The following is a 24,947-nucleotide window of genomic DNA, read 5'->3' as shown; positions in this document are numbered from 1 at the left end:
CTACCTAGTAATTTTGGGCAAAGCGCACTGCTGTACCGGTCGCAGAAACCATCATCATTCCGTTATCTGAGCCGAGAGTTTGATAGTCAATGTCCACGCCTACTACGCCTTCAGCGCCAAGCTCGATGGCACGCTGCACCATCTCTGCCAAGGCTTGTTCGCGCGCGTTTTTCACTTCGCCTTCGTAAGCCTGGCTTCTGCCACCCACCAGGTTTCTAAAACCAGCAGTAATATCTTTGAATACGTTGATACCGACGATGGTTTCTCCCGCCACCACCCGGACGTACTCAGAAATTTCCCGGCCAGAAACAACACTGGTCGTAGTAACAATCATGATGTCTCCCAACTTGTCATACTGAAACGAAAAGCACCCTTAGTCTACTTTTATTGCACGATCCCCGTAATCCCCTCAAAGACCATAACTGCAGAAATAATCACGAATAATGTGCCAGCAACCATGTCCAGCCAGAGACCATTCCTTAGCAGTTTTCCTGCTAATACCCGCACCATCACTGCAAAGCTAATAAACCAGCACAGACCAATCGTGATCAGAAAGACTGCAATAAAGATAGTCCAGGCAACACTCATATCTGGACGAAGGAACTGTGCAAATACTGATGCAAAAAACACTAACGCTTTGGGATTGGATAGGTTGGTTGCCAGTCCAGTTTTTAGTGCATGAAACGGTGTCAAAGTTTCATTGTTTTGCTGCAGACTATCCACAATCATGTCCGGCAAAGGACCATGTTTCAAGTTCAGCATCTCCTGAAAGCCGGATTTCAAAGAGGTGAATCCAATCCAAGCAATATAGCAGCCCCCGATGATCTGTACGAGACGCATGAGGACGGGCTGCGCCATGAAGATCGTGGATAAACCCATAAGGGAAGCAACAATCCATATGGTGCTTCCCATCATGATTCCTATGGCACACCAGACGCCAGCGCGACGGTCTTTTGTCCCCACCCGAATAACCTGAAGCAGGTCCGGTCCAGGCAGAATCAGTACGCATACCCATACAACAAAAAGCGCACCAAGTTCCCCTATCGTCACGCTTTCTCCTCTTAAACGATTTGGTCGCGTGGAGTAATGACCATCCGATCAATGTTCATATGCTCGGGGACTGAAGCTACCCACCTGATGGACTCGGCAATATCTTCTGCAGTGAGATTGAGTTTATCTGCATAAACTGCATCGGCTTTAGCTTGATCACCGTGAAAACGGATGAGCGAAAAATCCGTTTTCACTCGTCCTGGATTAATTTCCGTTACCCGTAGATTGCGCTGAGCAAACTCAATGCGCATCACTTTATTGATAGCGGTAACGCCAAACTTTGCTGCGTTATAGCCCGCACCACCCGCGTAGGGAGCGATACCAGCAATGGAGCTAATATTTATGATCTGTGCGCCGTCGTGAAGCGTATCAAGAAGAGCACGGGTCACTCGGAGTGTGCCAAGTACGTTAGTTTCGTACATCCATTGCCAGTCTGTAATCGATGCCTCCGCTATGGGGTCTAAACCAAGCGCACCCCCAGCATTATTAACAAGAAGGTGACACTGTTGAATACAGGAAGCAAAATGAGCAACTGACTCATCACTAGTCACATCTAGTTGTATAGCCTCACCACCAATCTCTGATGCAATGCGGTTCAATCTGTCCATCCGGCGTGCTGCCACAATGACATGCCAGCCATCGGAAGCCAACGCTCTAGCTGTGGCTTCCCCAATTCCAGAAGAGCCCCCAGTTACAATTGCGGTCTTTGGCATGCCGCTACTCCTTTATGCAGATCATCGTCGAGTAATTTCGATGCTCCCACAGGCCTATCATCGATCATGCCAATAGCCTGGCTTAGCGCGTAGCACGTCGTTGGGCCGATAAAGGTAAAACCGGCTTTCTTCAGCGCTTTTGCTAAGGCTTTTGAGTCATGAGAAACCGTGGGAGTATCTGATAGCGTAGCTGGCGGTTGATGGTCTTTAGGCGCAAATCCCCAAATAAAAGCATCTAATCCCCCAGTTTCACGCAAAGCAATCGTCGCACGCGCATTAGTTATTACAGCTTCAATCTTGCGACGATTTCTGATAATTCCAGAGCATCCTAGTAAACGAACGACGTCGCTCTCCGTAAAACGAGCAACTGTATCCGCATCAAAATCATAAAATTCTGTGCGAAAAGCATCGCGTTTGCGCAACACGGTTGCCCAGCTGAGACCAGATTGGAATGCCTCTAACGACAAGCGCTCTAATAACCCTGATTCTGTGTGAACAGGTTTTCCCCATTCATAGTCGTAATATTCTTTGAGCAACGGATCTTTTGCGGCCCATTCAGGGCGTACTCGCCCATCTTCACCTACAACAAGCCCCTTTGTAAGTACAGCGCTTGTGTTCAATGGTTTCAGTGCATTGCTGGTATTCATGTGGCCACTCTATAAACTCGCTATGACGCTCATACCCCCTCCCCACCCCTTCAGCCAGCTAACAAGGCGAAAAACTACAGCTCTACCTGCCTAAAAGTCATATTGATTCGCCCCTTTTCAAGCCCACAGTTGTCCGGGACAGTGGCGGCGTCGATACGCTTAATACCATGAAATATCTTCCTCGAAGGACCGCCGAACACAAGTGCATCGCCACTTAATAACAGTACGTCTTGCCAGGGCTTATTCCGATTTTCCGAGTTTCCTGCTCTAAACACCGCCGTGGCTCCTATGGATAGTGAAACAACCGGGGCTGAGGACTCCTCGAAAGCATCTTGGTGCAGCCCCATCCCCGAATCTGGCGGATAGTAGTTCACAAGTGCAGCATCGATACGGTAATGAGAAGCCCACGGGGTCAGAGAAGAATCGAGACAGGCTGCCTGCCGCATAGCTTCATATGCTTGAACCAAAAAGCTGTCTGGGATGGCAGGAACTTTCTGCCCCTGCCATTCGGATACATACTGATGAGAACTATATTCCCAGTGTTTTCCCAACGACATAAGATGTGCGCTCATCGTCCCCGTCTTCCACTGCTGCTGGTGCATTGCCAAAGGCGTATCAGCTAATCGACGCGCAACCGCACGCGCTTTCTCCACCATTGCGCGCTGTTCTGCGAGCGAGAGAAAACCTGGAAGATGCACGATTCCAGGCCTGACTACCTGCGGAGATCTAGGTACGGGATAAGAATCGAAAAGCGTAGGCACCCACCCAAATGTAGTAGCAATGTCAAACGCAGTTTTTAGAATCGTGCTCATGAACTTTGATCCTCTAAACCACAGCACTTTGAACGATCTTCGCAGACAAAAATGGCACCTTCCAGTATCTGCTGAGATTAGAGAACAAACCAGCCAAACCGCAGAGTTGGTGTATGACTACAACCACACACGACCATCGGACTCAAAGCGACTAAAGCAACTACTCATGCACATATTGAGTCCTCAATCTGAGGATTGCACGATTAAACAACCGATGACCATTGAGTACGGATGCAATACCACCGTGGGCAAAGATGCCTTTATTAATTACAATGTGACGATCCTTGATACTGCTGAAGTAACCATTGGCGCCCATGCCATGATCGGTCCCAATTGCCAGCTCGTCACGGTCACACATCCCGTTGATGATGCGGAGATGCGAGCAGGCGGCTGGGAAATAGCCCATCCCATTGCCATAGGCGATCATGCTTGGTTAGGTGCAGGAGTAATTGTGTTACCAGGTGTTTCAATCGGACAACATGCGGTTATCGGGGCTGGCAGCATTGTTTCTAAAGACATTCCTGATTATGCCATTGCTATGGGACAACCCGCGCGCGTTGTCAGAATGCCTTCAGAATCTTGTTATGAACGATCAGAGTTAGCCGCAGGGCTTCCGGTCCAAGGCCTCAAATCGGCAGTAAGAACTGATGATGTCACGCAGTAGCATATATCCCACTATGACTTTCTTTGATCTCGATTCCATTGGCAGCGGGCTTCCAGTTATGGGTTCGATTTCCGCGATAGAATCGGCTTTGCTCTCTTCTGGTGTCGTGATAGTCCAAGCTCCACCAGGTACAGGAAAAACTACAGTCGTTCCGCCACTGATTGCCAATATTCTGCATACAAGCAGACACCAAAGTCAGGGAAAAGTCATTGTGGTGGTGCCTCGTCGTGTCGCTGTCCGCGCAGCTGCTCATCGACTCATGTTCCTCGATGGCTCACATAAAAAGGACGCGCGCGTGGGCTTCAGTATGCGAGGAGAGTCTCAGCACGGCAAGCTCGTAGAGTTTGTTACTCCAGGAGTGCTTCTGCGACGCCTTATCTCAGACCCAGAATTGCCTGGAGTTTCAGCAGTCATCGTGGACGAGGTTCACGAGCGACAACTAGATACCGATTTGGTTCTCGGTATGCTCATCGAGCTCCGAGAGTTGCGCCCCCACTTACTCCTCGCAGTTATGTCTGCAACTGTAGATGCGCACAAATTTTCACGTCTTGTCGGCTCAGCACCCATTGTGGCAGTAGATGCAATCACGCACCCCGTGAACATAGAGTATCTTCCTGCGCCAGGGCGCTCGGAGTTTAATCGGGACTACATCCACCACCTAGCTTCAGTGACCGCACAGGCGGTGTCCCAGTCAGAGCATTCTGCGCTCGTCTTTGTACCCGGTGTTCGTGAGGTTTCCGCCGTCTGCGCTGAGCTAGAGGCTACTACACACATCAAGGTTCTTCCCCTACATGGGCAACTGAACAACACCGAGCAAGAAACTGCTCTTCGCCCCGCTGAACAACGAATAGTCGTATCCACTTCTATCGCAGAAAGCTCTCTTACCGTCCCTGGCGTGAGAATCGTCGTTGACGCAGGACTTTCTCGTGTCCCTAAACGGGATGCGGGAAGAGGAATGAACGGTCTGGTCACGGTAAGCACTAGTCAATCTTCTGCAGATCAGAGAGCTGGCCGAGCTGGACGTGAGGGACCAGGCAGCGTACTGCGGTGTTATTCAGCCCAAGAGTTCTCTCGCTTTAGCTCCCATATCTCACCAGAAATATCTTCCGCCGATCTCACTCAAGCAGCCTTATTCTTAGCTAGCTGGGGCGCCCCAGAAGGTAAAGGATTCCCGCTGCTTACCGCTCCACCGGCAGCAGCAATGGCGCAAGCACTAGATACGCTTACTCGATTAGGAGCCCTGGATGCTTCAGGGCATTGCACAGAACTTGGTCGTACACTAACAATGCTCCCTACAGACCCACGGCTCGGACGGTCCCTCCTGGAGTGCGGTGTTTCAGCAATCCCCACTGTCGCCGCCTTAGGCGCGCATATTCGAGGCGATGTTTCCAAAGAAATCCGAAACCTTACTGGGCAGCGCCACTATGAGTCAGAGAAAATTAGATTAGAAAGACTCCTTTCACACAAAGGTGGTGTTTCTTCTCCCGAGCGCCACGCCTACCAGGACAAGTCCGCCCCAATGGTTTCTCCTGGTGAAGCCATTGGGCGTGCTTTCCCAGAAAACATTGCTCGGGCAGAGGGCGAATCATATTTATTGGCCAAAGGTACAAGGGCGGTTCTCCGCAATATCCCATCGTTATCGGGCACATCATGGCTGGCTATCGCAGAAGTCGCTTTGCCGCAAGGGGTCCAAAACCATGCGATTATTCATACGGCGGCTGCTATCGATAAGGACACCGCACTAGAGATCATTGGCACGTCCGAAGAGGTCACAGCCACGTTCGTTGAAGGGAAACTACGAGGAACCCGCGTAACTCGAGCAGGCGCCATCGTGCTCAATTCAACGCCTTGCGCTTTGGAAGGAGAATCCGCACGTAAAGCTCTTGCAGAGGTAATACGATCCCGGGGATTGACTCTTTTTAGCTTTTCAGAGAAAGCTTTGTCCCTGAAAAATCGACTCCGCCACGTATTCGATTGTTACGGCACTCCTTGGCCCGACGTCGATTCCATTGCTGTGCAAGAATGGCTCGCTCCAGAGATCGATCTTCTTGTATCGGGGACGCCCATCGCCAAAATCGATATATATCCAGCGCTCCAACGGCTGCTTCCATGGCCCGAGGCCACGCAGTTAGAGGAATTAGCACCTAGTGCCCTGCGCGTGCCCAGCGGTCGTAGCGTCAACGTTGATTATTCCGACGAACGACCTAAGATCAGCGTCAAACTACAAGAATGCTTTGGACTGCATGACTCCCCTATTATCTGCGGGCAACCACTGCAATTCCATCTTTTATCTCCGGCGGGTAGACCACTGGCCGTCACCGATGACTTGCGTAGTTTCTGGGCTGGCCCCTACCGCCACGTCCGCTCAGAGATGCGAGGACGTTATCCCAAGCATCCCTGGCCAGAAGATCCTACGACCGCGTTAGCCACCGGAAAAACTAAAAAAGCTCTCTCATAAACCGGGCTTCAGCAGGCTTACCCCAATGGCGGTGGTGGAACTGGTGCACCTTGTGGCGGGGCTATACGGGGATAAGCATCAATGTTTTGACTACTTGTATCCGCCGACCCGAGTCCTCCTGGCCGATGCGAAGCAGGGTCCCAGCGCCCCTCTACAAGCTTTTTCTGTGACCACAGACCAAGCCCAAGGATTGCGATACCGATAAGAACAATCAGGATAAGTCCCACGGCCTGTCCCCTGTGGGCCGCTCCACCGATAAGTATTCCGAACCATCCGAAGTCTGCATCACCAAAAGTGGTGTTTGCTTCCCCGAAAGTACCAAGGACTCCAAGGAGGAACGCAGGAAGGAAAGTGATGAGCAGCCCGTTAGCAAAAGCACCACATAGCGCCCCTCTGCGCCCACCGGTGGCATTGCCATAAACGCCCGCCGCGCCACCAGTGAAAAAATGTGGAACGAGGCCGGGAAGAATCAGGGCCACTCCGAAAACTGGGTTCAGCCATACGGAAAGCACCGCTAAGCCGACAAGGCCTCCAACAAAGGAAGAGATAAAACCTATGAGCACAGCATTTTGTGCGTACGGAAAGACGATAGGACAATCCAATGCAGGAATTGCTCCAGGAACAACTTTTTCTGCGATGCCTTGAAAAGCAGGAACTAGCTCTCCCAGGATGGTACGTACACCAAAGAGGATCACGGCTACTGCTACGCCGAATTGCAGGCCTTGGGTTACCGACTGCATTAGGTAATTTCCGACGCCTGTAGCCCCCTCAGTAAATGCAGCAAAAGCCTCAGTTTGACCAGCCCTAAGGATAAAAAGCACTGCTAGGACTACATACATCAGCGCCATCGATAGTGCAGTAGCCACCATGGAATCGCGTAAGAATCTGAGTCCTTCAGGCAGTTTCATTTCCTCAGTAGAGGGACTGGCTTTCTTTCCTTTGCCTCCCACCAGCGTGCCCACGGCGCCTGCGGCCACATAGCCGGCGGTACCAAAGTGGCCAATCGCCACCGAGTCGTCACCCGTGATCCGGCGGGTCCATGGATGTGCAATGGCTGGGAGGGAAACCATCAAAATGCCAAGGAGGATAGCGCCGAGGATGATAACCACCCACGAGTCAAAACCAGCAGTGGCCATCACTATGGTCAACAACGTCGCCATAAAAAGAACATGGTGACCAGTGAGGAACACATAGCGTAGTGGTGTGAAACGCGCCAGCACCAGGGATACGGCGTATCCCAGGATCATGAGCCACGCTACCTGGCTACCATAGTGCTCCTGAGCGATCCCCACGATCGCCTCGTTGGTAGGTACCACACCATGCGCCCCGGTAGCGCCCTGGATCATCACTCCTAGTGGTGCCAAGGAAGCCGAAACGAGGCCCGCGCCTGCGCCGATGAGAAGAAAACCCAGCGTTGCTTTCAGCGCACCGCCAAGAACCTTGCCGGCGCCTCGGCCCATTGCACCGAGACCGACAGCTGTGATGATGCCGATGAGGAATGCCGGGACTGCAAGGATCTCGTTGACAAGAAATTCCGCAATCGAAAGTAGGACGTTCATGTGTGTCTCCGTTAGACGTCGAAAAGCTGACGCAGGGCTGAGTCGATTTCTGCTGGTGAAGTGAAGTTTTGGATAATGTAGACCGGCACACCTAGGTCACCGAGAGTCGCTGCAATCTCCCCTGAAGTCAGGATGAAATCCGCCTCATGAGCACGCCCTTTTGCGGAAATCGTGTCGGTAGCTTCGACCGAAAAATAGGGGGACCACTTCCAATAATCGAGTACCTGCTCCACCGTGTTTTTCAAGAACAAAGAGGTCCCGAGACCGTTCCCGCACACCGTGAGTATTTTTCCTTTGGGTGCTGTCGTCTGCGTACCGGAAGCCCCAGCTGTAACCGTTCCTGCAGGCTTAGACACAGCATTCAAACCAGCGCTCAAACCAGCGACGGAATCCAAAACCTCCCGCAATTCCGCCACAGTCTCCACCCGATCAAGTGCCTCCCTGCGCTGCTTGTCACCCAACAACTGCGCCAAATCTTTCATCGCGGCAGTATGTGCGGTGTCAGCGTGCGCAGCAAGCGCAACCACCAGGTCAACGGGGTCATTTTTTGGATGACCAAAGGAAACTGGCTGCTCCAAACGTAGCCAGGAAATCGCAGTCTGCTTCACTGCAAAGGATGGGCGAGCATGGGCAAAGGCAAAACCTGGTGCCACGACGATGTACGGCCCGTTGGTGTCCACGTTGCCGATCATTGCCTCGGTATACTCGCCCGTTATCGCGCCGGTTTTTTCCAAAAGGGCGCCGGCGCTGGCAATGGCATCACGCCAGGTTTCCGCCTTCCCGTGCAGTTCTATTGATTCATCTGCAAGCAGCTCGTTGAGCATTGACATCGTGACATCCTAAGGAGTTCAGCACTCACATGCGACAGCAGAAGTGCACACTAGAAACCTGATGGGACAATGTATAGCATTTACGCCCGGCGTCGTCAGTTGCCAATTTCACGCTCTTTGCGCATTCGACGCAATCGGCACAATCTTCACACCTGCAAGCCCACCACCGCCAGTCCTATACGCCCCGCACCTGCTGCACCGTCAGGTAGATGCTCATCACGATTACCAGGGTCAAAAGCGCTATGCGCAGAATCTTGGTCCCGCCGCCCAACACGGTTTTGGCCCCGAGTTGTGCACCAGCGATATTCGCCACAGCCAGCACAATTCCTAGGGACCACAAGACATGACCCGACGCAATAAATACGATGAGGGCCCCTAGGTTGGTGGCAGTATTCACCACTTTGGTCAGGGCCGCCGACCGCAGAAAATCTTGAGAGAGCAGCGCGGTAAAGGCCATGATCAAAAACATGCCGGTACCAGGCCCAAAGATGCCGTCGTAAAGCGCAATAGCACCGGTCGCTACAACGGCAAGGCCACGCCGCCTAGCGCTCGCAGGTTTCGTGGAGCCATCCTGCCCAAATTCTGGTTTGAGGGCAACAAAAATCCCGGCTACCAGCATCAGTACGATCACGATCGGTCGCATCACGTCTTTGCTTATCGACGCCGCCAGCAAAGCACCACCCCCCGAGCACAGGGCAGCGATAGGCACGAGTTTTAGTACTAGCGAGCGATCAACACCTACTTTTCGCGTCATCGTCACTGCGGCTGAGGCGGTTCCACTGACAGCCACCAATTTATTAGTAGCAATAGCGGCAACTGGGGCAAGTCCCGGCGCGACGGCCATAATAAGCGGGATAAGCACTAGCCCTCCGCCACCGATCATGGCATCAACCCACCCAGCTATTCCGGCACCAGCGATCAAAATCCCCCAGCCGCTTACAGTAATGTCCACCGTTGCCTCCGCTTATTGATGGCTGCCAATTTCATCAGAAGATATTACGCTCGGTAATAGTCAAAAGTGATCTATTTCAGAGGTCCTTGTGAACCGGAGGAATGTCCATGAAGAAGCACTTCACCGTAGCATTATCCGCAATAGTTCTCTTTAGCGTGAGCGCATGTGCACACAATAAACCGCCACAGCCCACGCCTACAGCCGCCGATGCCTCAAGCATGTCTGCAACCACAGTCCCCCAGACGACCCAACAGCCAGCAACTCAACCACCAACAACCCAGCATCCCAAGCCTGCGTCGAGCCCGCCGTCGACAAGCTCTGCCATGCAAAAAGTAGTAGACCCGGCGGCTACTCCGATCCCAGCTGGGGGCTATCTTCTGCCGTTGGATAAAGAAGTCACTCTTGCTTGCGTGGTTGATTATCCGGCAGGTGTCATTGCCGATTGCTCCCCCACCACATATGCGATTACCTGGAAAGCTACGAGCGGAAATCATCCACAGGCCAATAGGATCAAAGCCACATTTTCACCGTTGACGCTGAGCGCTACTGGCGATGGTGCCGCTGTCGACGGCAGCGCGTTTAAGCGTCTCGACGCCGGCAAGAAGTACTCCGCCGACGCAGCCATCATCGATCTGACGGCACCCGGCAGCGTGACGATACGTGAACACCAAGGCCCGGGAGTCCGGATTACCCGCGATTCTTTTGAAAAAGTCTCAGCTTCAAGGTAGTGCCACAGGCCACAGGGTGGGATTAAAGTCGAGTGCATTCTAAGAGAGGAGCACTCGACACATGAGGCGATTCATTACAGATAAGGATCTGGTTTTCCGCTGGTCTGTGGTGGCGCCTGGGTCCGTTGCGCTTGGCTTCCTCTTCGCTTTTCTCCATGTTCCTGCCGCGTGGATTCTCGCAGCTATTGTGGTCTCTGGCGCCTCGGCTCTGATGACGGGCAAAGAGTTGCCGATGAACCGCCACTTGTTTAATTTTGCTCGCGGATTTATCGGTGTCCTCGCAGCTCTTCCCCTGTTATCTACGCAATTGAGCCAACTCTCCCACTTTGTCTTACCCAGCATCGCGGTGACCATTGTGACGTTGGCGATTGGCATTGGTGGTGGGTTATTACTAGCCCACAAAGAACCTGAGATTAGCCAGGAAACTGGGGTGCTCTCCATGTTGGCCGGCGGGGCCTCTATTATGCCGATCTTGGCTAAGGACCTAGGCGCCGACTATCGCTATGTCACGCTCAGCCAGTACCTGCGACTCCTCGCAGTCTCTGTGTCCCTTCCTTTGATAACGCATCTCTTCCCTCATACGCCCGCCAACAATGCTGTGTTTGCGACAGCGCAGTCACAGCCATGGTGGGCACTGGTCATCGTGGTTGTTATCGCTTTGGTTGGTCATCGGGTGGGTAAATTTTTAAGGCTGCCGGCAGCATCGATTCTGGGGCCGATGCTCCTGGTGGTCATAGTCGGACTGCTTATTCCATATGAAGTGAGTTTCGCTCCCCCTGAGCCTGTGCGCTATTTCACTTTTCTCTCCATCGGGTGGATCTGTGGTGGTTCGCTTTCTTTAGCTGCACTCAAAGCATTCGCAGCTCAGCTTCCTTCCACCATTCTCTTTGTTGTTGTGTTGATCGCAGGCTGCGCACTGACCGCCTGGCCTCTCATGTCTGTGCTGCATGTTTCCTATTTCGAGGCGTATTTAGCCACCAGCCCGGGCGCCTTAGAAACCGTACTTGCGCTCTCCAGCGAAGGCGGTGCGGGTTCAGTCGTGGTGGCTACTCAGGTTATCCGAATCGTGAGTGTTCTTGCACTAGCCGGATGGATACCCGCGCTTATCAAGCTACTGCAACGGAAAAAATCCTAGGAGCTCGTATCGCGATCATCAGGCTGTTCAGACTCCCACTGCCTCTTCTGCTCTTCAGACTTCTTGTGATTCCGGATCGCCATGATGCCCACAAAGACAGCGATCACCAAGGGGATCCACACTTTTTTATATTCAAGAAGAAACATAACCCACCACGGGGCATCAAAATGAGGTAATTCCCAATCAGGAAACTGCACCACGGGAAGCGTGATCTGCGGAAACCGTGGAACAGGAAGCTCAATCGAGGGAAGTTCGGGAAGATCAAAGAAGTCCCAGTCGGGCAACAGCTCCAACAGTTTCTTTACAATCCTGCTGACTATTGGCCCCAGAACGATCACGGCAATTGCCCAACCGCTCTTTCCCAGACCTGCCATCATAGGGAAAAGGATCCGCTTTATGCTGCTTTCTTCCATCGCCTGGTGGCGCTTATGCCCCCGAGTCCCCACGGGTGGAGTGAACTCTATGACCTGGCTTCCTTCACGATACTCAATACCCAGAATCTCGTTGAATATAGTGGAATGCACATAAAGGTGCGGCTTTTTCCGGTTTACTTTTGCCATAGCCGGCATGGCTAAAGAATTGTCTACGGATTTGTTCAAAGCTATTCGGCCCGAGGGGACGTCGTTAAGCCGCCGTCGTATCTCACCGTTCACCTTAATTTGCAACCGGACCGGGGGATTATGAATAAGCGCTTCTATGCGTTCTTTGAACCCCGCGTTGGGGCCAACGTGGCGGATCTCTTTCTCAGAAGGTTCCTCGGGCCAATCCGGATCGGCTGCCCGAAACTCCGCATCATAACCGCGTTCCACACTGATAAGCCCCAGTTCAGGATGTTCAAAAGACCATATCTCCATCAGTCTTCCTCCCCCAAGGAGCGCATACCCTGAGGATCTCCAAGGGCACCGCCCACAAACGCGAGGATCACCATGATGGGAAGATAGATCCAAGTCCCCGCGTTAAAGTACATCTGCATAGCAATGAAATACGCCGCTCCTACAAGTAACGGAAAGCTAGCGGTAAAGCGAAAGGTTTTTGCGTCAAGAAAACCCAAAACCAAGGCCATCAGTAGTAACGCCATCAGTATGACTCCGCCACCTGCAAAAAGATGAAGCAGCGGCGGTAGCAGAATAATCATGAGCAAAAAAGCCACGATCATTCCGTAGTTCCAAGGCGTGCGCGAACTTTTCTTTGGTTGCTCTTTTTCCATGATCGCTTCCTACGGATTAATTTTGCTCATGAGATCGTGTACAGCAGCAAGATCCTGATGGTCGAGTCTGAGCATCTCCATGAGCTCCTCTTGCATCGCGTCAGCAAGCGGTTTGAGCCGTTTGCCCTTAGCGGTCAGGAAAATACGTAGTCGCCGGTAATCTTCCTTTTCATGCTGGCGCCGGACAAAGCCATTATCTTCCATACGCTGCAACAGAGGAGATAGAGTTCCACTATCCAGGTTCAGCGGATCTGCAAGCTGGCCAATCGACCTACCATCTCGTTCCCACAGACAGACGAGAACCAGGTACTGCGGTAGGTCAATGCCCCAGTCATCAAAATAAGGGCGATATATACGCTGCATCAGGCGGGATGCCGTGTACAGCTGAAAGCAGATGAGCTCATCAAGTGCGTGATCTTTGGCCATGCATTAACTATATTGCGCGCAATTAAATTACGCCAAGCTTAATTATTTTAAGTCCTCTGCAGTAGTTCCGCAGCAGAGGACTCTATACTATCCTTTCAGGACTTGCGCTCCCAGGATAGACATAGGGATTGATCCATAAGACAATGCACGAGTATGGAATTGCTTAAGCGTCTGCCCTTGACTTAGTGCACGGTCGCGCAGCTGTTGCCACAAGCGCTGCCCCAAAGCATACGAGGGGGCCTGGCCCGGCCATCCCAGATAACGATCCAGCTCAAAGGCAAGGTTGTGGTCGTCCATGGCTGTGTTCTCACGTAAGAAGAATTTTGCGTACGACGCATCCCAGACGCTTGTTCCCTCTGGGGTCCGCTTTCCCAGATGAATTCCAATGTCTAAGACAACGCGGGCTGCACGGAGGCGTTGTGCATCCAGCATTCCCATCCGCGTACCTAGATCATCGTGATAGCCCAAGTCTGCCATCAGCTGCTCAGCGTAAAGCGCCCAGCCCTCGCCATGCCCTGAACACCAACAGGCTATCCTGCGCCAAAGATTGAGGTTCTCACGCTCACAAACCGCCTGGCCACACTGGAGATGATGCCCTGGCACAGACTCGTGAAAGACGGTAGTCAGCTCTTGCCACGTGTGAAAAGTATTTTGACCCGCCGGAACAGACCACCACATGCGACCTGGACGAGAAAAGTCATCCGACGGCGGTGTGTAAAAAATGCCACCGGCACCTGCAGGATCAATGCAAGCTTCCAGAGTCTGTACTGGTTGCGGAATGTCAAAGTGAACGCCGTTGAGGTGAGCGATAGTTTTATCCGATTGCTCCTGCATCCATTCTCTCAACGCGTCCGTACCCGTGATGGTGTAGCGCGGCTCAGCATCCAGTTTCTTCATGGCAGCAGCAACGGAAGTCCCCGCCCCATAGAGTTCCTCGGAGATGCTTTGTTGTTCGGCCACTATCTCTTGTAGTCGATCAAGGCCCCACTCATAAGCATCGTCAAGATCTACTACATCACCTACAAACAAGTGGCTAAAGCGTTCGTACCGTTCCCGGCCCACCGCATCGTTGTGAGGCGCATGCGGCGCTAACTGATCGCTCAGCCACTCTGCCATAGAGCCAAAGGACTTCTTTGCAGACACTACGGCGGCAGAATGTGGATCCACGCCCAGTTGATCGAGCATCGAACCTGGTTGGGTGAGCTCACGACACTGCCCAATAACGGTCTCAATCTGACGAATCGCCGCCACTTTTCCATGAGAGGCCGCCACAGTCAAAGATTCACGGTATCCCGCAAGAGCCTTTCCCACCTGTGACAAACGAGACGCAATGGCCTCCCGCTGTTCTTCAGTGTCCTGTGGCATCAGTAGGAAAGTATCCCTGATGGTCTGGATCGGAGACGCAATATTATTGAGCTGGCCTAAAAACTCGTCATTATGGTGCAGCGATAAATCTAGGCACACCCGGTCTCTCAGCACGGCAGCGGTGACGATATCAACCTCATCAAAATCATCTTCGTCATCGCAATCATCAGTGCCGTCGTCGAGAGCATCAACATCCGCGAGCATCTCACGGTTACGATCCGCCACGGCCTCCCAGTATGCCGGGGAAAAGTCTTGTAGTTCCCCGTCGTGCCCCGCGATGCCCCATACCGTCGCCTCAGTCGGCGATAGCGCAGCAAGATCATGAACAAATGCTTCGCAGGAAGCATCAAGGAGCGAGGGAGTCCGCACGTCCGCATTTCCGTGAGTCATGATTGGCTAGTTTAGCTAGAAGCTCGAATCCTTCCAAGCAACAAGACACATTTTATTTTCGTCTTTATCAAGGAAGGACCCGCGGAAAATCTCCGCCCTTAGCGTGCCAGCTAGTTCCATTTCAGGCCGGGGTTGACCCAGCTGGCAAAGCCCTCGAAGAGCTCATCCGTATTACCTGCAACCACAAGAGCGTCAATGTATCGCTGCGCAATAAATCCTTCTTCGCTCATCGCTTGGAAGGCCTTGACCAGTGGTTCCCAATACTCTTCTACGTTAAAAAGCGCCACGGGGCCACAATAAGGGCCAAGCTGCTGGCAGACCAGCACCTCAAACATCTCTTCCATGGTGCCCATCCCACCGGGCAAAACCACAAAAGCATCTGCCAGATCTTCCATCCGAGTTTTACGCTCAGCGATGGATTCTGTGATGTCCAATCGAGTTAGCCGTGGGTGCGCCTGTTCTAAATCAACAAGGTTCTGCGGCATAACGCCATGAACTTCTCCGCCTGCAGCGATGGCCGCGTCCGCGGTCTCTCCCATCAGGCCGAGTTTGCCGCCGCCATAAACCATGGTGATACCCCGTTCCGCGAGCGCAGTGCCAAGAGCCCGTGCCGCAGCGGTGTATTCGGGACGCGCCCCATGCGCAGAACCGCAGTACACAGCCACACTCCGGATTTTCGGGCTGAGGGTTTTCAGCATCACGCTGCCTGCCACGGATCCACCATCTTGGGTGACGTAATCGCAGCGCGCATAAAGGCGTCGAGCGGGGCTTTCTTTCTCCACGTTCACAGCAATGCCCGGCCAGCCGTGAACCCGACCATGCTCTTCAGCCTGGTCCAGCATCCATTGCCCCACGCCCTTGCCATGCCACTCCTCCGCAAGGTAGAGCGTCAGTTCCGGCACGCTGGCATTAATAAAACCAAATCCCTTAATAAAGGCAACCCACATCATGCCGACGGTTTCCCCCGCGTCATTAGCAAGCAGAAGACCTATATCGCCACGAGCAGGATCAAAACTGAGGTAATTGCGCAAAGGTTCGGACGCACAATCCTGTTCACCAAAGCGTTGCTCAAAACGATTCAGATTTTTTAGCAGTGCGGTCTTACGTGCATCTGTATCGTCCGCACTCATGGCACGAACAGTCAGGCCGGAAATCAGTGGATCCTGAGGGGAAAAGCTCATGGGGAATCAGTCTAGTGTGACTCCCCCACAAAACTATGAATGCATATGCTTATGGCGCATGTCCGGTGCTCACAGCGGTGGCCGACGCGTGGCGTCGATAAGCTTAGCTTGCTTTACGACGACGCGACCGCACCATATCCCAGATCACACTGCCCACGATGAAAGCCAGGCATGTAATTCCGAATACCGGGGCGAAGACTCCGTAGGCAATCATTCCCACCACCGCAAGGATCCCAGCTATGCCAAAACGACGTTCAGCACCGCGAGCACGTCCCGGCGCATCAGCCACGAGCTGACCTTGCGGACGACGCTGGAACCACAACATATAACCACGAACGACCACAATAATGATGCCTACCGCAAGCAACCCCAGCACGATCTGGTTAGGAAGCCCCAGCATCGTTCCCATGTGCAGCTGAATCATCCATGCAGTGGCTTGAGCAGCAAAAGGCCAATCCACAAATGCCAAGCGTGCGGTTACTTCACCAGTATCGCCGTTAACCGCAATGGAGTTGTTGTCCTTACGATATGCCTGGCGGTTCTCCATAACACTCCACGCCTGACCAGCCTCGCTTGGCGGACGCAAGGTGACTCCACTGCGCAATTCAGTGGCAGCAGTAGCCGCGACTTTTGTGGATTGTGCAGCAAGGCTCAGCTTTGAGGGTGCTGCCGTCGCGGAATGCCCGCTGTGGTCATGACCAGCATGATCGTGGCCGGCATGCGGATCTTTCACCGCAGGGGCAGTTGCACCGTCGAGAGACGTAGTCACTTTTGGAGTGGCCCAATTCAGTTCAGTACGCACCTTGCCAATATTGGTTCCAGCCACCGAAGACCAGGTCAAGCCAGTGAAGGTGAAAAAGATCATGCCTAGAGCAAGGGCGGTACCCAGTGCACCGTGCCAGCGCAGGTTTCTCGTGCGTCCACGGCCGGATACCTTCAGCATAGAGGCGATTCTTCCGGCACCATTCCGCTGGCGCTTCCACCAGAGATACACACCGCTCACTGCCAAGACCCCAAGCCACGAAGCTGCAAACTCCGAATAGAAGCGTCCCGTGTCTCCCAACCACAGATCGCGGTGCCCATGAGATAACCAATCTCGCAAAGGCAACGCGCCAGAGTTGCCATATTGGACCATATCTCCCGTGATCTCACCGTTGTACGGGTTCACAAATACGGCATCGCTAAAGCTTGCACTCTTGGTGGGATGCTTAAACAGTACTCGTACTGCTTGGTCTTTCTCACCAACCCGAATACCGGTCATAGGCTGATCAGGGTGGCGCTGCGTCGCAATATCCACGATCTTTTCCATCGGGAGCTGCTTCCCATCAGCAGGGACTTCAACAGTGATGTTGCTGGAGTACACCGCCTTCTCCAGGGTCGGCGCAAAGGCATAAGCGAGGCCGGTAAGAGAAGCTACAAAGATAAGCGGTGCACAGATGATTCCCGCAAAGAAATGAAGTCGGCGTAGGTGGCGCGGCAGATGACGGGATTTCCCGCCGTTTTCACTGGCACGTCCACTCCCAGGTTTTGCAGCTTTTGCTGCGCTTCCTGCCGAGAGGGCTTGATCGGTGGTGACCATGTATTCCTATACCGCTTTCGTACACGAGTTGGATTACGCACAGACTGTGGCCACAGTCGTACCGCGAGGGGATCCGTTCCACTCCGCGATGGGCGCATCTACAAAGAAACGATCTCAGTGCGAGCACAGACGAGAGGCGTTTCCAGCGAGCTCAGAGATGCACCCGCGCGACGTTAGTAGTTGTCGCGTGAAAGCCGACAAGAGTTCCCAAAGTTCAAACCTTTATTAAATTTTTTTCAACCTGTCGAAGTTTGGTGCCATGTCACCTACGTCACATGACATGGAGAAATACATCACCTAGCGCCATAAAAATGCTTGCACTTATTTCCCCCAGACCCCCGCACTTGAGAGATGTAGCCGGGGGTATCCATCCCCCAATTCGCGGTCAACCTTCTCCTTTTACCTATCAGCGTTCATAGCCCCCACGGAAAAGACCAGTACATAAATGCCAACATTTAGCTCAAAACTTTTTTGCAAATCGTTTTTGAAAATACACCGCTCAGCGACACTTTTTCTCCGGCCTAAATATTCTGTTAAAAATATACTGGTCAGTCTATTTAAACTCTTCATATCTATATTTAAGCTGCTCACAGGTTATCAAACCCGACCAATGAGGGGGTGAATAATTTAGACTGCGCGGTCTATAGCTATAGAATTTTTATTATGCACACGCGCAGCCACTTGAGGAATACCCCTTCTTTTACTCAGCCGTCAGTACCGGCTGCATCGTGCCTGCACCTCATCAGGCACTTCCAGCCGGTAACACGTTCTAAACTCGTCACCGGATCCGGAAAATCCCAGCCCACCGTGACCCGCGCCGTCGCCGCGCTCATGGAGGCAAAGCTCGTTCGGGAAAGACCAGACCTTTCTATTCCCAACGGGCCGGGACGTCCAACCATCCCCATCGAACTTTCCGTATCCCCCTGGGCACAGATCGGCGTAGCCGTAGGAACCAAAACCACATACGTAGGTGCATACAGCACACGCGGCGTGGTGATACAGGAAAAAATCCTCGATATTGTTCCCGCTCAGATGAGCGCTGATCAATATGCAGAAACGCTAGCCATAGCTATCCGAGAAATCGCAGAGCTTAGCGAGCTCCCCCTTGCCAACGTAGGCATTGCAACATCAGGCCACGTCAATTCCCTTGGCCTTGTCACTGCGAAAAACCTCGGCTGGGAAGGCGTAGACCTTGCTGGTCGAATCTATAACCGCGTCTCGGCTCCCGTGACCGTCGCTAGTGCCATTACAGCTATTGCAGGTGCTGAGCAACAGGCACAAAATCCCGATGCGCCCGCTAATTCACTCATCTTTTATGCGGACGATTCCATCGGTGCAGCGCTTCAAAATCCCCAAGAGGTAGTGATACTGCCTCTCGATGAGAACATTCATGGGTCCTCTTCCCTGGGAGCTTCAGCCGTAGCCCTAGTAGAACAGACGCGCCCAAAGGTCATAGTCCTTGCCGGCTCAGCATTTGAGAACTCAGAAGATGCCCTCGCTGTGGGCCAGGAGCTACGCAAGTCGCCCCATGGAACAAAAGATAAGTTGGAGATCCGAGTGATCCCCACCCACCTTGATAATGCTCGTGCTGCAGCTCGGGCCATTGCAATGGATCGACTAATAGAAGACCCATTAGGCCTTGCCAAGCGACTAGTCACTCGACGCAGATAGCTCTAGCTAAAGCGCACCTGATCAAGGCTCAGGCTCATCCCGAGTTCCCTGTGCATGCTGGCAACATTCACATACTTGCCAGCATGCGGGATGAAGCCTGCCGATTGTTCGGAAGAAAGCACCCGCCGAACTTGAGCTGGAACCCCAGCAGCAAGAGACCCGGCGGGTATTTCTTGTCCTTCAAGTACAACGGCTCCCGCAGCGATCAGGCTGCCCGCACCAATAACCGAGCGCGAAAGCAACGCAGAGTGCATGCCTACCAGAGTCCCGTTGCCCACAGTTGAGCCATGCACCAAAGCCATGTGCCCTACCGTAACGTCCTCGCCGAGGATGCACGGCGCATCGCCGTCGACATGCAGCACTGAGTTGTCCTGGACGTTGGTTCGCGCGCCCACACGAATCATGTTGATGTCAGCCCTTAAGACGCAGCCATAGAACACAGAGGCATGCGCCGCTATCTCTACATCGCCGATCAAGGTGGCGTTCGGCGCGATAAAAGCGGTCTCGTGAACTCGCGGAGTTTTCCCATTAAACGGCAAAATAATCGGGCCAGAATTCACAGATTCTCCTTTAATGTCTCAATGCTGTCGAACAAAAGAGGGCATATATCCGCTTACTCTACGGGGGTGACCATGCACGAACTCAGTCGCGCGCATAGCCATCGTTAACCCGACGGCTCTCTGCCCGACCGGGATGCGCTGGGAATTCCGCAGGGTATCCCATACCAATAACCAGACCCACCGCACGATCGCTGCGGTCAGCTAACCCTATAGCCTCAAGGACCTTCGCTTCATCCCACCCCGTGGTAGGCGACGTGGCAAGTCCCTCGCCTTGGGCAGCGATCAACGCAAACCCCGCCACCAGCATGGCATCTTTGAGCGCGGTTTCCCGCAGACGCGCAGCATCGGCTTTAGCTAAAACATTGCGCACAAACGCCGCGCGTTCCACACCAAGGACCTCGTCAAGATCCTCGGGGACGTCGGCACGCGCAACCGTGACCAGGACCACCGGGGCGTCGCGAAGCTGCTTCTGCCCCGAAGCCGCAAAAATCTTGTCCTTGATCGCCTGGTCCCGAATCACTACGAGATCCGCACGCTGCGCATTAAACGCACTCGGTGCCTGAAGGGCTTGCGAAACGACGACGTCAAGCACCGCGTCGCTCACCTCCTGCTCGGTGTATTTACGAGTGGCACGGCGGTTCGCAATTGCCTCAGCAACAGTAAGGGACACGGGAAACTCCTTAAAAACGCTCACTGAATTTCTTAGGTATGGTACGAAAGTATCCCCAGCAGGAAACAATCGCAAAGGAGGTCGCGCTCCCGTATGGCAATTATCGACGCTCCACTGCCGCTCTCCGCGCGGCTTCCAGCACGAGGGCTGTTCGAAGACGACTGGCGCGCCCGCCCCACCTCACGACACCCCTATCCAGTGATTTTGATCCACGGCACCGGGGTGACCAAAGGCGACTGGATGGAACTAGGCACAGATCTGCGCAAGAAAGGCTACGCGGTCTTCGCACCCGACTTTGGGATGCGGTCAACCGCCGCGGTAGCCGAATCGGCAGACCAGGTCGGCGCATATATCCATGCCGTGCTCAAAGTCACCGGCGCTGAGCGAGTGATCCTTGTCGGGCATTCCCAGGGCGGAATACTCGCCAGGTATTGGATGCATCACCTAGATGGAGCCCGCTACGTCACGCACCTCATCTGTCTCGCAGTTCCCAATCATGGCACCTCCCACGGCGGCGTTATCAGTCCCCTTACCCGCACTGCCCGCGGTACAGTCGTGGTGGATTCCATCATCACAAACTTCTTTGGGGCCTCGGGATTTGAGATGCTTGCTGAAAGCGACCTCATCCAAGAGCTCAACGCCAACGGCGATACACTGCCCGGCATCTATTACTCCTGCATCACCACAAAATCAGACACCATCATTCAGCCAGTGGAATCCTGTTTTCTCACCGGCCCCCTCGTCCGCAATATTTATGTACAAGCAGTGTCAAAGCGCGCAATAGTTCTCCACGAAGACGTCCCCCATGATCGCCGCGTACGACGCATCGTGCTCAGTGAACTAGAACGAGTGGAACGTCTTACCGCTAAAAAGCACGTGCGCACCGAACATAACACTTAACTTCCCACCTACTTCCCACGGTGTTATGTTAAGTGGGAAGTTGAGTGGGAAGCGAGGATGACGTGGATGAAAAAGAGCTAATAACCATGGTTAATGACCTACGACTTGTTGGGACCGACCAACAAGCCATCGAGGTCAAAAGTGGCATTGGTAAAGAAGTACTCGACACCTTGAGCTCCTTTTCCAACACTTCCGGCGGCACCTTGCTCGTCGGACTTTCCGAACAGGATGGTTTTACGGTCGTTCCTAAATTCAATGCCGAAAGCGCCCGCGACCAGCTTGTTTCCCGGTGTAGTCAACTAACACCTCCAGTTCGCCCCGAAATAGAACTTGTCCCCTTCGAAGGTGCCACCGTAGTTGTGGGGCAAATTCCAGAAATGCTCCCTCGAGATAAACCCTGCTACGTCACAGAACGCGGTGAGATGCGCGGTAGTTACCGCCGCGTGGGCGAATCCGACGTACGACTCGAAGTATATGAAGTAGAACGTTTACTTGAAGAGCATTCACAACCCAAATGGGATGAAGACCCGGTATGTGAAGCCGCGGTTGATGATCTGGACCCGCAGATATTAGAAGGTTATCTGAGTTCTCAACGTACTCGCCGACCTCGCACTTTTGCACAGGGCAATGACACTGCATTAAACCGTCTGCGCGTGCTAAAAGCGAAGCATCCAACGCTTGCTGCCCTTCTTGCAATGGGTATTGATCCTCAAGAATTCTTCCCACGGCTCACCGTTACTTTTGCCGTTTACCCAGGAACGTCAAAAGGTGACGTAGCCAAGGGACTGCGCTTATTAGATAGCAAAACCCTCTACGGACCTATTCCAGATTTAGTTATGCAAACCATTGAGCTCGTGAGCCAAAACATGCGTACCGGGGCGCTGATCGGTGACACTTTCAGGCAAGAACTGCCCGACTACCCCCTGACTGCAGTACGCGAAGCTATCGTCAACGCTCTCATGCATAGGGACTATTCATCCCGGTCCAGAGGATCCCAAGTGCAGGTCAATATGTTTGTGGATCGCCTTGAAATAACCAATCCCGGTGGTTTGTATGGTGGGGTGACCGAACACAATATCCATGAAGCCGGTCATTCTTCCACCCGCAATCAGCGACTTTCCCAATTTCTCGAAAATACCGAGTTGCCAGACGGAGGATTGGTCGCCGAAAACCGAGGCACCGGCATAGCGGTCATCGAACAATCCTTAGCCGATGCCCTCATGCCCCCAGCGGAAATTCGGAGCAGTCTCAGCAGTTTTACCATTACGTTTAGGCGTCGAAAGGTAGCACAACAAGAGTCATATCTTTCCGCGCATGATCACGTCTGGTACATATTGGAAGACGTTGAAAGCGTAAGCACCGCCGAGCTGGTGAAACGAACTGGATTGAGCAGAACCGCAATCCAAAAGGGGCTAAATCAACTCATTCAAGAGGGAAGAGTAGAAACAACAGAACCTTCCCGCAGTCCCAAACAGAGGTATCGCAAAGTACGTAGACCACGAACATAACACTTAACTTCCCACCAACTTCCCACGGTGTTATGTTGAGTGGGAAGTTAAGTGTTATGTTGCCAGTTTTTCCATTTTGACCTGCATAAACAGCATGACACTACTGGCGCTGCATACTTAATTCAAGACGAAGAAGAAGGCTTCGCCCAGATCGTTGTCGCAGCATTCGCAGGGAAAGCCTGGGCATCGCCCGAGAAAGTCGAACCCGCACTATCTCACCAATTCCAACAACCCTAGAACATAGATCAACCAGGCTTACTGTGCACAGGATGTGACCTGAGCCATAAACGGTTTCTGCAGGGGAAAGCACTGAATAAGCTTCCTCAGAAGCATCAACGCTGTTTGTTTCCATATGCCATCACCTCCCACACTGCAGAGCGAACAGCGAGCGAACTAATTCCAGCGACAATGACGAGTCGTCCATCAAAACATCACTCCCGATCATCAATGGCTTTGCCATGTCCGCAGCTCCTTCCGCGCTATTTCAGTATGATGGGCCGTGAGCAAGCGCGGTCTTTCATTCAGGGATGCGATGAAAAGAGGTCAATCCCAAAACAAAAATTACCGCGCTTGCTCTCCCTATCCTAGTAAAATCTACATGAGATGAAAAGAGGTTAATAAAGAATTTTCCATTGACTCCCTTGCTTTAGTTTTCTAGAATCGTCACTAAATGGCCGAATCGCAGAAAATATGGAGTGAGGCGGCCTCCACCAATAAGGCAAAGGATCACAAGCAATGGGAATGCTTTCTTATACAGACTTGGTTAAGGCCTGCAGCGCAGGAGGATCTTCAGTCCTCACCTCTATAACGGAACTCGAGGCCGCAGTCGGCCAGCATGGATCAGTAACACCTGCAAAGTTTGTCAATCGTTCAGAGTCTGTCTTTGCTTTTGAGGACCGCTTTATAGACGGTGAGTCCAAGCGAACTGTTCTTATTGATTCCAAACAGTCTCAGCTCAATCGCGCGGAAGCAGCAGTGATGCAGGCCATCAATGAGGGGAATGAAATCCTCAACCGAATCCCCAGAATTGAAGTTTCTTACAACGACAGCAAAGTCTTCTCCGATTTGGAACTACCCCACCGCTTTACAGATGGACATATCCGCGCAGGGTCAATCGACGGTAAACCAACAACCGAGAATGATCTCTATATTTCCGCCCGGAATTCCACACCACGCAACATGAAACCGCTACTCAATTTGGCTCCGTCCGCACTTATTTTTGGCGGCTGGGATGCTAGCCGCAAGAGCGACCAAGTGAAGCTGCGCAGCGCTTTAGTCGGAGAAATCATCGGAGTGTTGGCCAACCAGCACCGCGCGGAATCGTATTCACGGCGCGGTGGCGCGCGAGTAGACCCGGTGGCCGCGAGTGTAAAAATGACTGGAGCTGATCTTAAAGAAGCCGCCTTAGCTCAAAACCATGAGCTAACTCAGAAAACTCGTTCAAAACTGGATGATCAGGTGAAAAAAGCCAAGAAGGGCGAGACTATTTCCGCCTCCCCTCTTGGACTTGGCGCGTTTCCCCCATCGCTTGATTCATTGGGCGGAGTGGCGTGCCAAAGAATTATTCGCTCCTGGGCATTGAGCTTTGCTGCGCTTCGTCAGCTGCGCTTCGGCGGCACCGCAGAGCAAGATATCGCAGCTCGCGCCCTGCTCGCGGCACTGGGGCTAGCAGCTATGGCACGCGCCGAATCAGAGCTAAATATCCGAGCCAACTGCGACCTTGTAGAACAGGGAAAGCCGGTCGTCACTCTTGATCTACGCTACGGAGAAAAGCGTGAACTAGAACCTATTTCGGTGGAAGCAGCGGACGAGCTACTCAAGGAAGCAATTGCCAAAGCTAGCGCATGCGGGGTCGCGAACTGGGAGGGGCAAATACTCCACGTCACAGGCAATCCAGTTGTACTGCGCGGAGCCACTGAAGACGACGCAGAGGCAGAGTAAC

General features: G+C 53.0%; 25 protein-coding genes. 8 read left to right on the top strand and 17 right to left on the bottom strand.

Annotated elements, in window-relative coordinates; translation table 11 throughout:
* Positions 1–4 precede the first annotated feature (4 nt).
* The 5 genes from CULFRC11_RS00635 to CULFRC11_RS00615 form a co-directional block, all read right to left on the bottom strand.
* Positions 5–334: a heavy metal-binding domain-containing protein gene (locus CULFRC11_RS00635; protein ID WP_023634883.1), complete on the bottom strand. Its 330-nt coding sequence runs from the start codon at positions 332–334 to the stop codon at positions 5–7.
* A 50-nt stretch (positions 335–384) separates the two neighbouring features.
* Positions 385–1,050, bottom strand: a complete 666-nt coding sequence (locus CULFRC11_RS00630; protein WP_023634882.1) for a LysE family translocator — start codon at positions 1,048–1,050, stop codon at positions 385–387.
* An 11-nt stretch (positions 1,051–1,061) separates the two neighbouring features.
* A complete protein-coding gene (locus CULFRC11_RS00625) occupies positions 1,062–1,763 on the bottom strand; it encodes an SDR family NAD(P)-dependent oxidoreductase (protein ID WP_023634881.1) in 702 nt (233 codons plus the stop codon).
* Positions 1,742–2,410 (bottom strand): DNA-3-methyladenine glycosylase I, encoded by a 669-nt coding sequence (locus CULFRC11_RS00620; protein ID WP_023634880.1) that lies wholly within the window; start codon positions 2,408–2,410, stop codon positions 1,742–1,744. Before CULFRC11_RS00620 ends, CULFRC11_RS00625 begins: the two co-directional genes overlap by 22 nt.
* A gap of 74 nt (positions 2,411–2,484) precedes the next feature.
* Positions 2,485–3,222, bottom strand: coding sequence for an alpha-ketoglutarate-dependent dioxygenase AlkB (locus tag CULFRC11_RS00615; protein ID WP_052099789.1), 738 nt, complete (start codon positions 3,220–3,222; stop codon positions 2,485–2,487).
* Between CULFRC11_RS00615 and CULFRC11_RS00610 the strand changes: the two genes are divergently transcribed.
* Complete coding sequence (locus CULFRC11_RS00610) at positions 3,221–3,886, top strand: sugar O-acetyltransferase (RefSeq protein ID WP_046095379.1); 666 nt, start codon at positions 3,221–3,223, stop codon at positions 3,884–3,886. The genes CULFRC11_RS00615 and CULFRC11_RS00610 overlap by 2 nt on opposite strands.
* Before the next feature lie 13 nt (positions 3,887–3,899).
* The gene (gene hrpB, locus CULFRC11_RS00605) at positions 3,900–6,344 is read left to right on the top strand and encodes an ATP-dependent helicase HrpB (protein ID WP_038620274.1); all 2,445 of its coding nucleotides are present in this window, start codon (positions 3,900–3,902) and stop codon (positions 6,342–6,344) included.
* 17 nt (positions 6,345–6,361) lie between these two features.
* Here hrpB and CULFRC11_RS00600 read toward each other — a convergent pair whose 3' ends face one another.
* The 3 genes from CULFRC11_RS00600 to CULFRC11_RS00590 form a co-directional block, all read right to left on the bottom strand.
* The gene (locus CULFRC11_RS00600) at positions 6,362–7,903 is read right to left on the bottom strand and encodes a PTS ascorbate transporter subunit IIC (RefSeq protein WP_038620271.1); all 1,542 of its coding nucleotides are present in this window, start codon (positions 7,901–7,903) and stop codon (positions 6,362–6,364) included.
* An 11-nt stretch (positions 7,904–7,914) separates the two neighbouring features.
* Entirely contained in the window at positions 7,915–8,733 is an 819-nt protein-coding gene (locus CULFRC11_RS00595) for a PTS sugar transporter subunit IIA (RefSeq protein ID WP_038620268.1), read from the bottom strand.
* A 175-nt stretch (positions 8,734–8,908) separates the two neighbouring features.
* Positions 8,909–9,685 carry a TSUP family transporter gene (locus CULFRC11_RS00590; protein WP_023634874.1) on the bottom strand — a complete coding sequence of 259 codons (777 nt, stop codon included), beginning with the start codon at positions 9,683–9,685 and terminating at the stop codon, positions 8,909–8,911.
* A 107-nt stretch (positions 9,686–9,792) separates the two neighbouring features.
* On the opposite strand from CULFRC11_RS00590, the gene CULFRC11_RS00585 reads away from it, so the two are divergent.
* Positions 9,793–10,413: a hypothetical protein gene (locus tag CULFRC11_RS00585; protein WP_023634873.1), complete on the top strand. Its 621-nt coding sequence runs from the start codon at positions 9,793–9,795 to the stop codon at positions 10,411–10,413.
* Positions 10,414–10,474: 61 nt separating this feature from the next.
* On the top strand, positions 10,475–11,548 hold the full coding sequence (locus tag CULFRC11_RS00580) for an AbrB family protein (protein WP_023634872.1): 1,074 nt from the start codon (positions 10,475–10,477) through the stop codon (positions 11,546–11,548).
* Here the strand turns inward: CULFRC11_RS00580 and CULFRC11_RS00575 are convergent.
* From CULFRC11_RS00575 to CULFRC11_RS00550, 6 genes are all read right to left on the bottom strand, one after another.
* On the bottom strand, positions 11,545–12,402 hold the full coding sequence (locus CULFRC11_RS00575) for a hypothetical protein (RefSeq protein ID WP_023634871.1): 858 nt from the start codon (positions 12,400–12,402) through the stop codon (positions 11,545–11,547). The two genes, CULFRC11_RS00580 and CULFRC11_RS00575, sit on opposite strands and share 4 nt — an antisense overlap.
* Positions 12,402–12,755, bottom strand: a complete 354-nt coding sequence (locus tag CULFRC11_RS00570) for a hypothetical protein (protein ID WP_023634870.1) — start codon at positions 12,753–12,755, stop codon at positions 12,402–12,404. The genes CULFRC11_RS00575 and CULFRC11_RS00570 overlap by 1 nt, the downstream gene beginning before the upstream one ends.
* A gap of 9 nt (positions 12,756–12,764) precedes the next feature.
* Positions 12,765–13,181, bottom strand: coding sequence for a MarR family winged helix-turn-helix transcriptional regulator (locus tag CULFRC11_RS00565; RefSeq protein WP_038620265.1), 417 nt, complete (start codon positions 13,179–13,181; stop codon positions 12,765–12,767).
* Positions 13,182–13,268: 87 nt separating this feature from the next.
* Positions 13,269–14,936: a DUF885 domain-containing protein gene (locus tag CULFRC11_RS00560; protein WP_023634868.1), complete on the bottom strand. Its 1,668-nt coding sequence runs from the start codon at positions 14,934–14,936 to the stop codon at positions 13,269–13,271.
* Positions 14,937–15,046: 110 nt separating this feature from the next.
* Positions 15,047–16,117 carry a TIGR00730 family Rossman fold protein gene (locus CULFRC11_RS00555; RefSeq protein ID WP_023634867.1) on the bottom strand — a complete coding sequence of 357 codons (1,071 nt, stop codon included), beginning with the start codon at positions 16,115–16,117 and terminating at the stop codon, positions 15,047–15,049.
* Between the two features lie 103 nt (positions 16,118–16,220).
* On the bottom strand, positions 16,221–17,696 hold the full coding sequence (locus CULFRC11_RS00550; protein WP_023634866.1) for a PepSY-associated TM helix domain-containing protein: 1,476 nt from the start codon (positions 17,694–17,696) through the stop codon (positions 16,221–16,223).
* A 663-nt stretch (positions 17,697–18,359) separates the two neighbouring features.
* Between CULFRC11_RS00550 and CULFRC11_RS00545 the strand changes: the two genes are divergently transcribed.
* A complete protein-coding gene (locus CULFRC11_RS00545; RefSeq protein ID WP_023634865.1) occupies positions 18,360–19,367 on the top strand; it encodes an ROK family protein in 1,008 nt (335 codons plus the stop codon).
* Positions 19,368–19,369: 2 nt separating this feature from the next.
* On the opposite strand, the gene CULFRC11_RS00540 is transcribed toward CULFRC11_RS00545, so the two are convergent.
* Both CULFRC11_RS00540 and CULFRC11_RS00535 read right to left on the bottom strand, forming a co-directional pair.
* Positions 19,370–19,927 (bottom strand): gamma carbonic anhydrase family protein, encoded by a 558-nt coding sequence (locus tag CULFRC11_RS00540; protein WP_013910521.1) that lies wholly within the window; start codon positions 19,925–19,927, stop codon positions 19,370–19,372.
* 82 nt (positions 19,928–20,009) lie between these two features.
* On the bottom strand, positions 20,010–20,597 hold the full coding sequence (locus tag CULFRC11_RS00535) for a nitroreductase family protein (RefSeq protein WP_023634864.1): 588 nt from the start codon (positions 20,595–20,597) through the stop codon (positions 20,010–20,012).
* Positions 20,598–20,690: 93 nt separating this feature from the next.
* On the opposite strand from CULFRC11_RS00535, the gene CULFRC11_RS00530 reads away from it, so the two are divergent.
* Positions 20,691–21,497, top strand: a complete 807-nt coding sequence (locus CULFRC11_RS00530) for an esterase/lipase family protein (RefSeq protein WP_013910519.1) — start codon at positions 20,691–20,693, stop codon at positions 21,495–21,497.
* A gap of 86 nt (positions 21,498–21,583) precedes the next feature.
* Positions 21,584–23,005 carry an ATP-binding protein gene (locus CULFRC11_RS00525; protein ID WP_031269837.1) on the top strand — a complete coding sequence of 474 codons (1,422 nt, stop codon included), beginning with the start codon at positions 21,584–21,586 and terminating at the stop codon, positions 23,003–23,005.
* A gap of 100 nt (positions 23,006–23,105) precedes the next feature.
* Here the strand turns inward: CULFRC11_RS00525 and CULFRC11_RS11265 are convergent, their stop codons facing one another.
* Positions 23,106–23,357 carry a hypothetical protein gene (locus CULFRC11_RS11265; RefSeq protein WP_158407522.1) on the bottom strand — a complete coding sequence of 84 codons (252 nt, stop codon included), beginning with the start codon at positions 23,355–23,357 and terminating at the stop codon, positions 23,106–23,108.
* 383 nt (positions 23,358–23,740) lie between these two features.
* Here CULFRC11_RS11265 and cas7g point away from each other — a divergent pair, with 383 nt between their 5' ends.
* On the top strand, positions 23,741–24,946 hold the full coding sequence (gene cas7g, locus CULFRC11_RS00515) for a type I-G CRISPR-associated RAMP protein Csb1/Cas7g (protein WP_023634860.1): 1,206 nt from the start codon (positions 23,741–23,743) through the stop codon (positions 24,944–24,946).
* Position 24,947: the final 1 nt, after the last annotated feature.

The organism is Corynebacterium ulcerans (assembly GCF_000767685.1).
Lineage (GTDB): Bacteria > Actinomycetota > Actinomycetes > Mycobacteriales > Mycobacteriaceae > Corynebacterium > Corynebacterium ulcerans.
This window is presented reverse-complemented; position numbering and strand designations above follow the sequence as displayed.

What these genes read in the sequence shown, in the direction of transcription:
- CULFRC11_RS00550 (WP_023634866.1), bottom strand. Translation starts at nt 17,696, where the DNA reads ATGGTCACCACCGATCAAGCCCTCTCGGCAGGAAGCGCAGCAAAAGCT.
- CULFRC11_RS00580 (WP_023634872.1), top strand. Translation starts at nt 10,475, where the DNA reads ATGAGGCGATTCATTACAGATAAGGATCTGGTTTTCCGCTGGTCTGTG.
- CULFRC11_RS00620 (WP_023634880.1), bottom strand. Translation starts at nt 2,410, where the DNA reads ATGAATACCAGCAATGCACTGAAACCATTGAACACAAGCGCTGTACTT.
- CULFRC11_RS00610 (WP_046095379.1), top strand. Translation starts at nt 3,221, where the DNA reads ATGAACTTTGATCCTCTAAACCACAGCACTTTGAACGATCTTCGCAGA.
- CULFRC11_RS00575 (WP_023634871.1), bottom strand. Translation starts at nt 12,402, where the DNA reads ATGGAGATATGGTCTTTTGAACATCCTGAACTGGGGCTTATCAGTGTG.
- CULFRC11_RS00635 (WP_023634883.1), bottom strand. Translation starts at nt 334, where the DNA reads ATGATTGTTACTACGACCAGTGTTGTTTCTGGCCGGGAAATTTCTGAG.
- CULFRC11_RS00565 (WP_038620265.1), bottom strand. Translation starts at nt 13,181, where the DNA reads ATGGCCAAAGATCACGCACTTGATGAGCTCATCTGCTTTCAGCTGTAC.
- hrpB (WP_038620274.1), top strand. Translation starts at nt 3,900, where the DNA reads ATGACTTTCTTTGATCTCGATTCCATTGGCAGCGGGCTTCCAGTTATG.
- CULFRC11_RS00530 (WP_013910519.1), top strand. Translation starts at nt 20,691, where the DNA reads ATGGCAATTATCGACGCTCCACTGCCGCTCTCCGCGCGGCTTCCAGCA.
- CULFRC11_RS00585 (WP_023634873.1), top strand. Translation starts at nt 9,793, where the DNA reads ATGAAGAAGCACTTCACCGTAGCATTATCCGCAATAGTTCTCTTTAGC.
- CULFRC11_RS00595 (WP_038620268.1), bottom strand. Translation starts at nt 8,733, where the DNA reads ATGTCAATGCTCAACGAGCTGCTTGCAGATGAATCAATAGAACTGCAC.
- cas7g (WP_023634860.1), top strand. Translation starts at nt 23,741, where the DNA reads ATGGGAATGCTTTCTTATACAGACTTGGTTAAGGCCTGCAGCGCAGGA.
- CULFRC11_RS00545 (WP_023634865.1), top strand. Translation starts at nt 18,360, where the DNA reads ATGCACACGCGCAGCCACTTGAGGAATACCCCTTCTTTTACTCAGCCG.
- CULFRC11_RS00625 (WP_023634881.1), bottom strand. Translation starts at nt 1,763, where the DNA reads ATGCCAAAGACCGCAATTGTAACTGGGGGCTCTTCTGGAATTGGGGAA.
- CULFRC11_RS00600 (WP_038620271.1), bottom strand. Translation starts at nt 7,903, where the DNA reads ATGAACGTCCTACTTTCGATTGCGGAATTTCTTGTCAACGAGATCCTT.
- CULFRC11_RS00555 (WP_023634867.1), bottom strand. Translation starts at nt 16,117, where the DNA reads ATGAGCTTTTCCCCTCAGGATCCACTGATTTCCGGCCTGACTGTTCGT.
- CULFRC11_RS00615 (WP_052099789.1), bottom strand. Translation starts at nt 3,222, where the DNA reads ATGAGCACGATTCTAAAAACTGCGTTTGACATTGCTACTACATTTGGG.
- CULFRC11_RS00560 (WP_023634868.1), bottom strand. Translation starts at nt 14,936, where the DNA reads ATGACTCACGGAAATGCGGACGTGCGGACTCCCTCGCTCCTTGATGCT.
- CULFRC11_RS00525 (WP_031269837.1), top strand. Translation starts at nt 21,584, where the DNA reads ATGGTTAATGACCTACGACTTGTTGGGACCGACCAACAAGCCATCGAG.
- CULFRC11_RS00570 (WP_023634870.1), bottom strand. Translation starts at nt 12,755, where the DNA reads ATGGAAAAAGAGCAACCAAAGAAAAGTTCGCGCACGCCTTGGAACTAC.
- CULFRC11_RS11265 (WP_158407522.1), bottom strand. Translation starts at nt 23,357, where the DNA reads ATGGAAACAAACAGCGTTGATGCTTCTGAGGAAGCTTATTCAGTGCTT.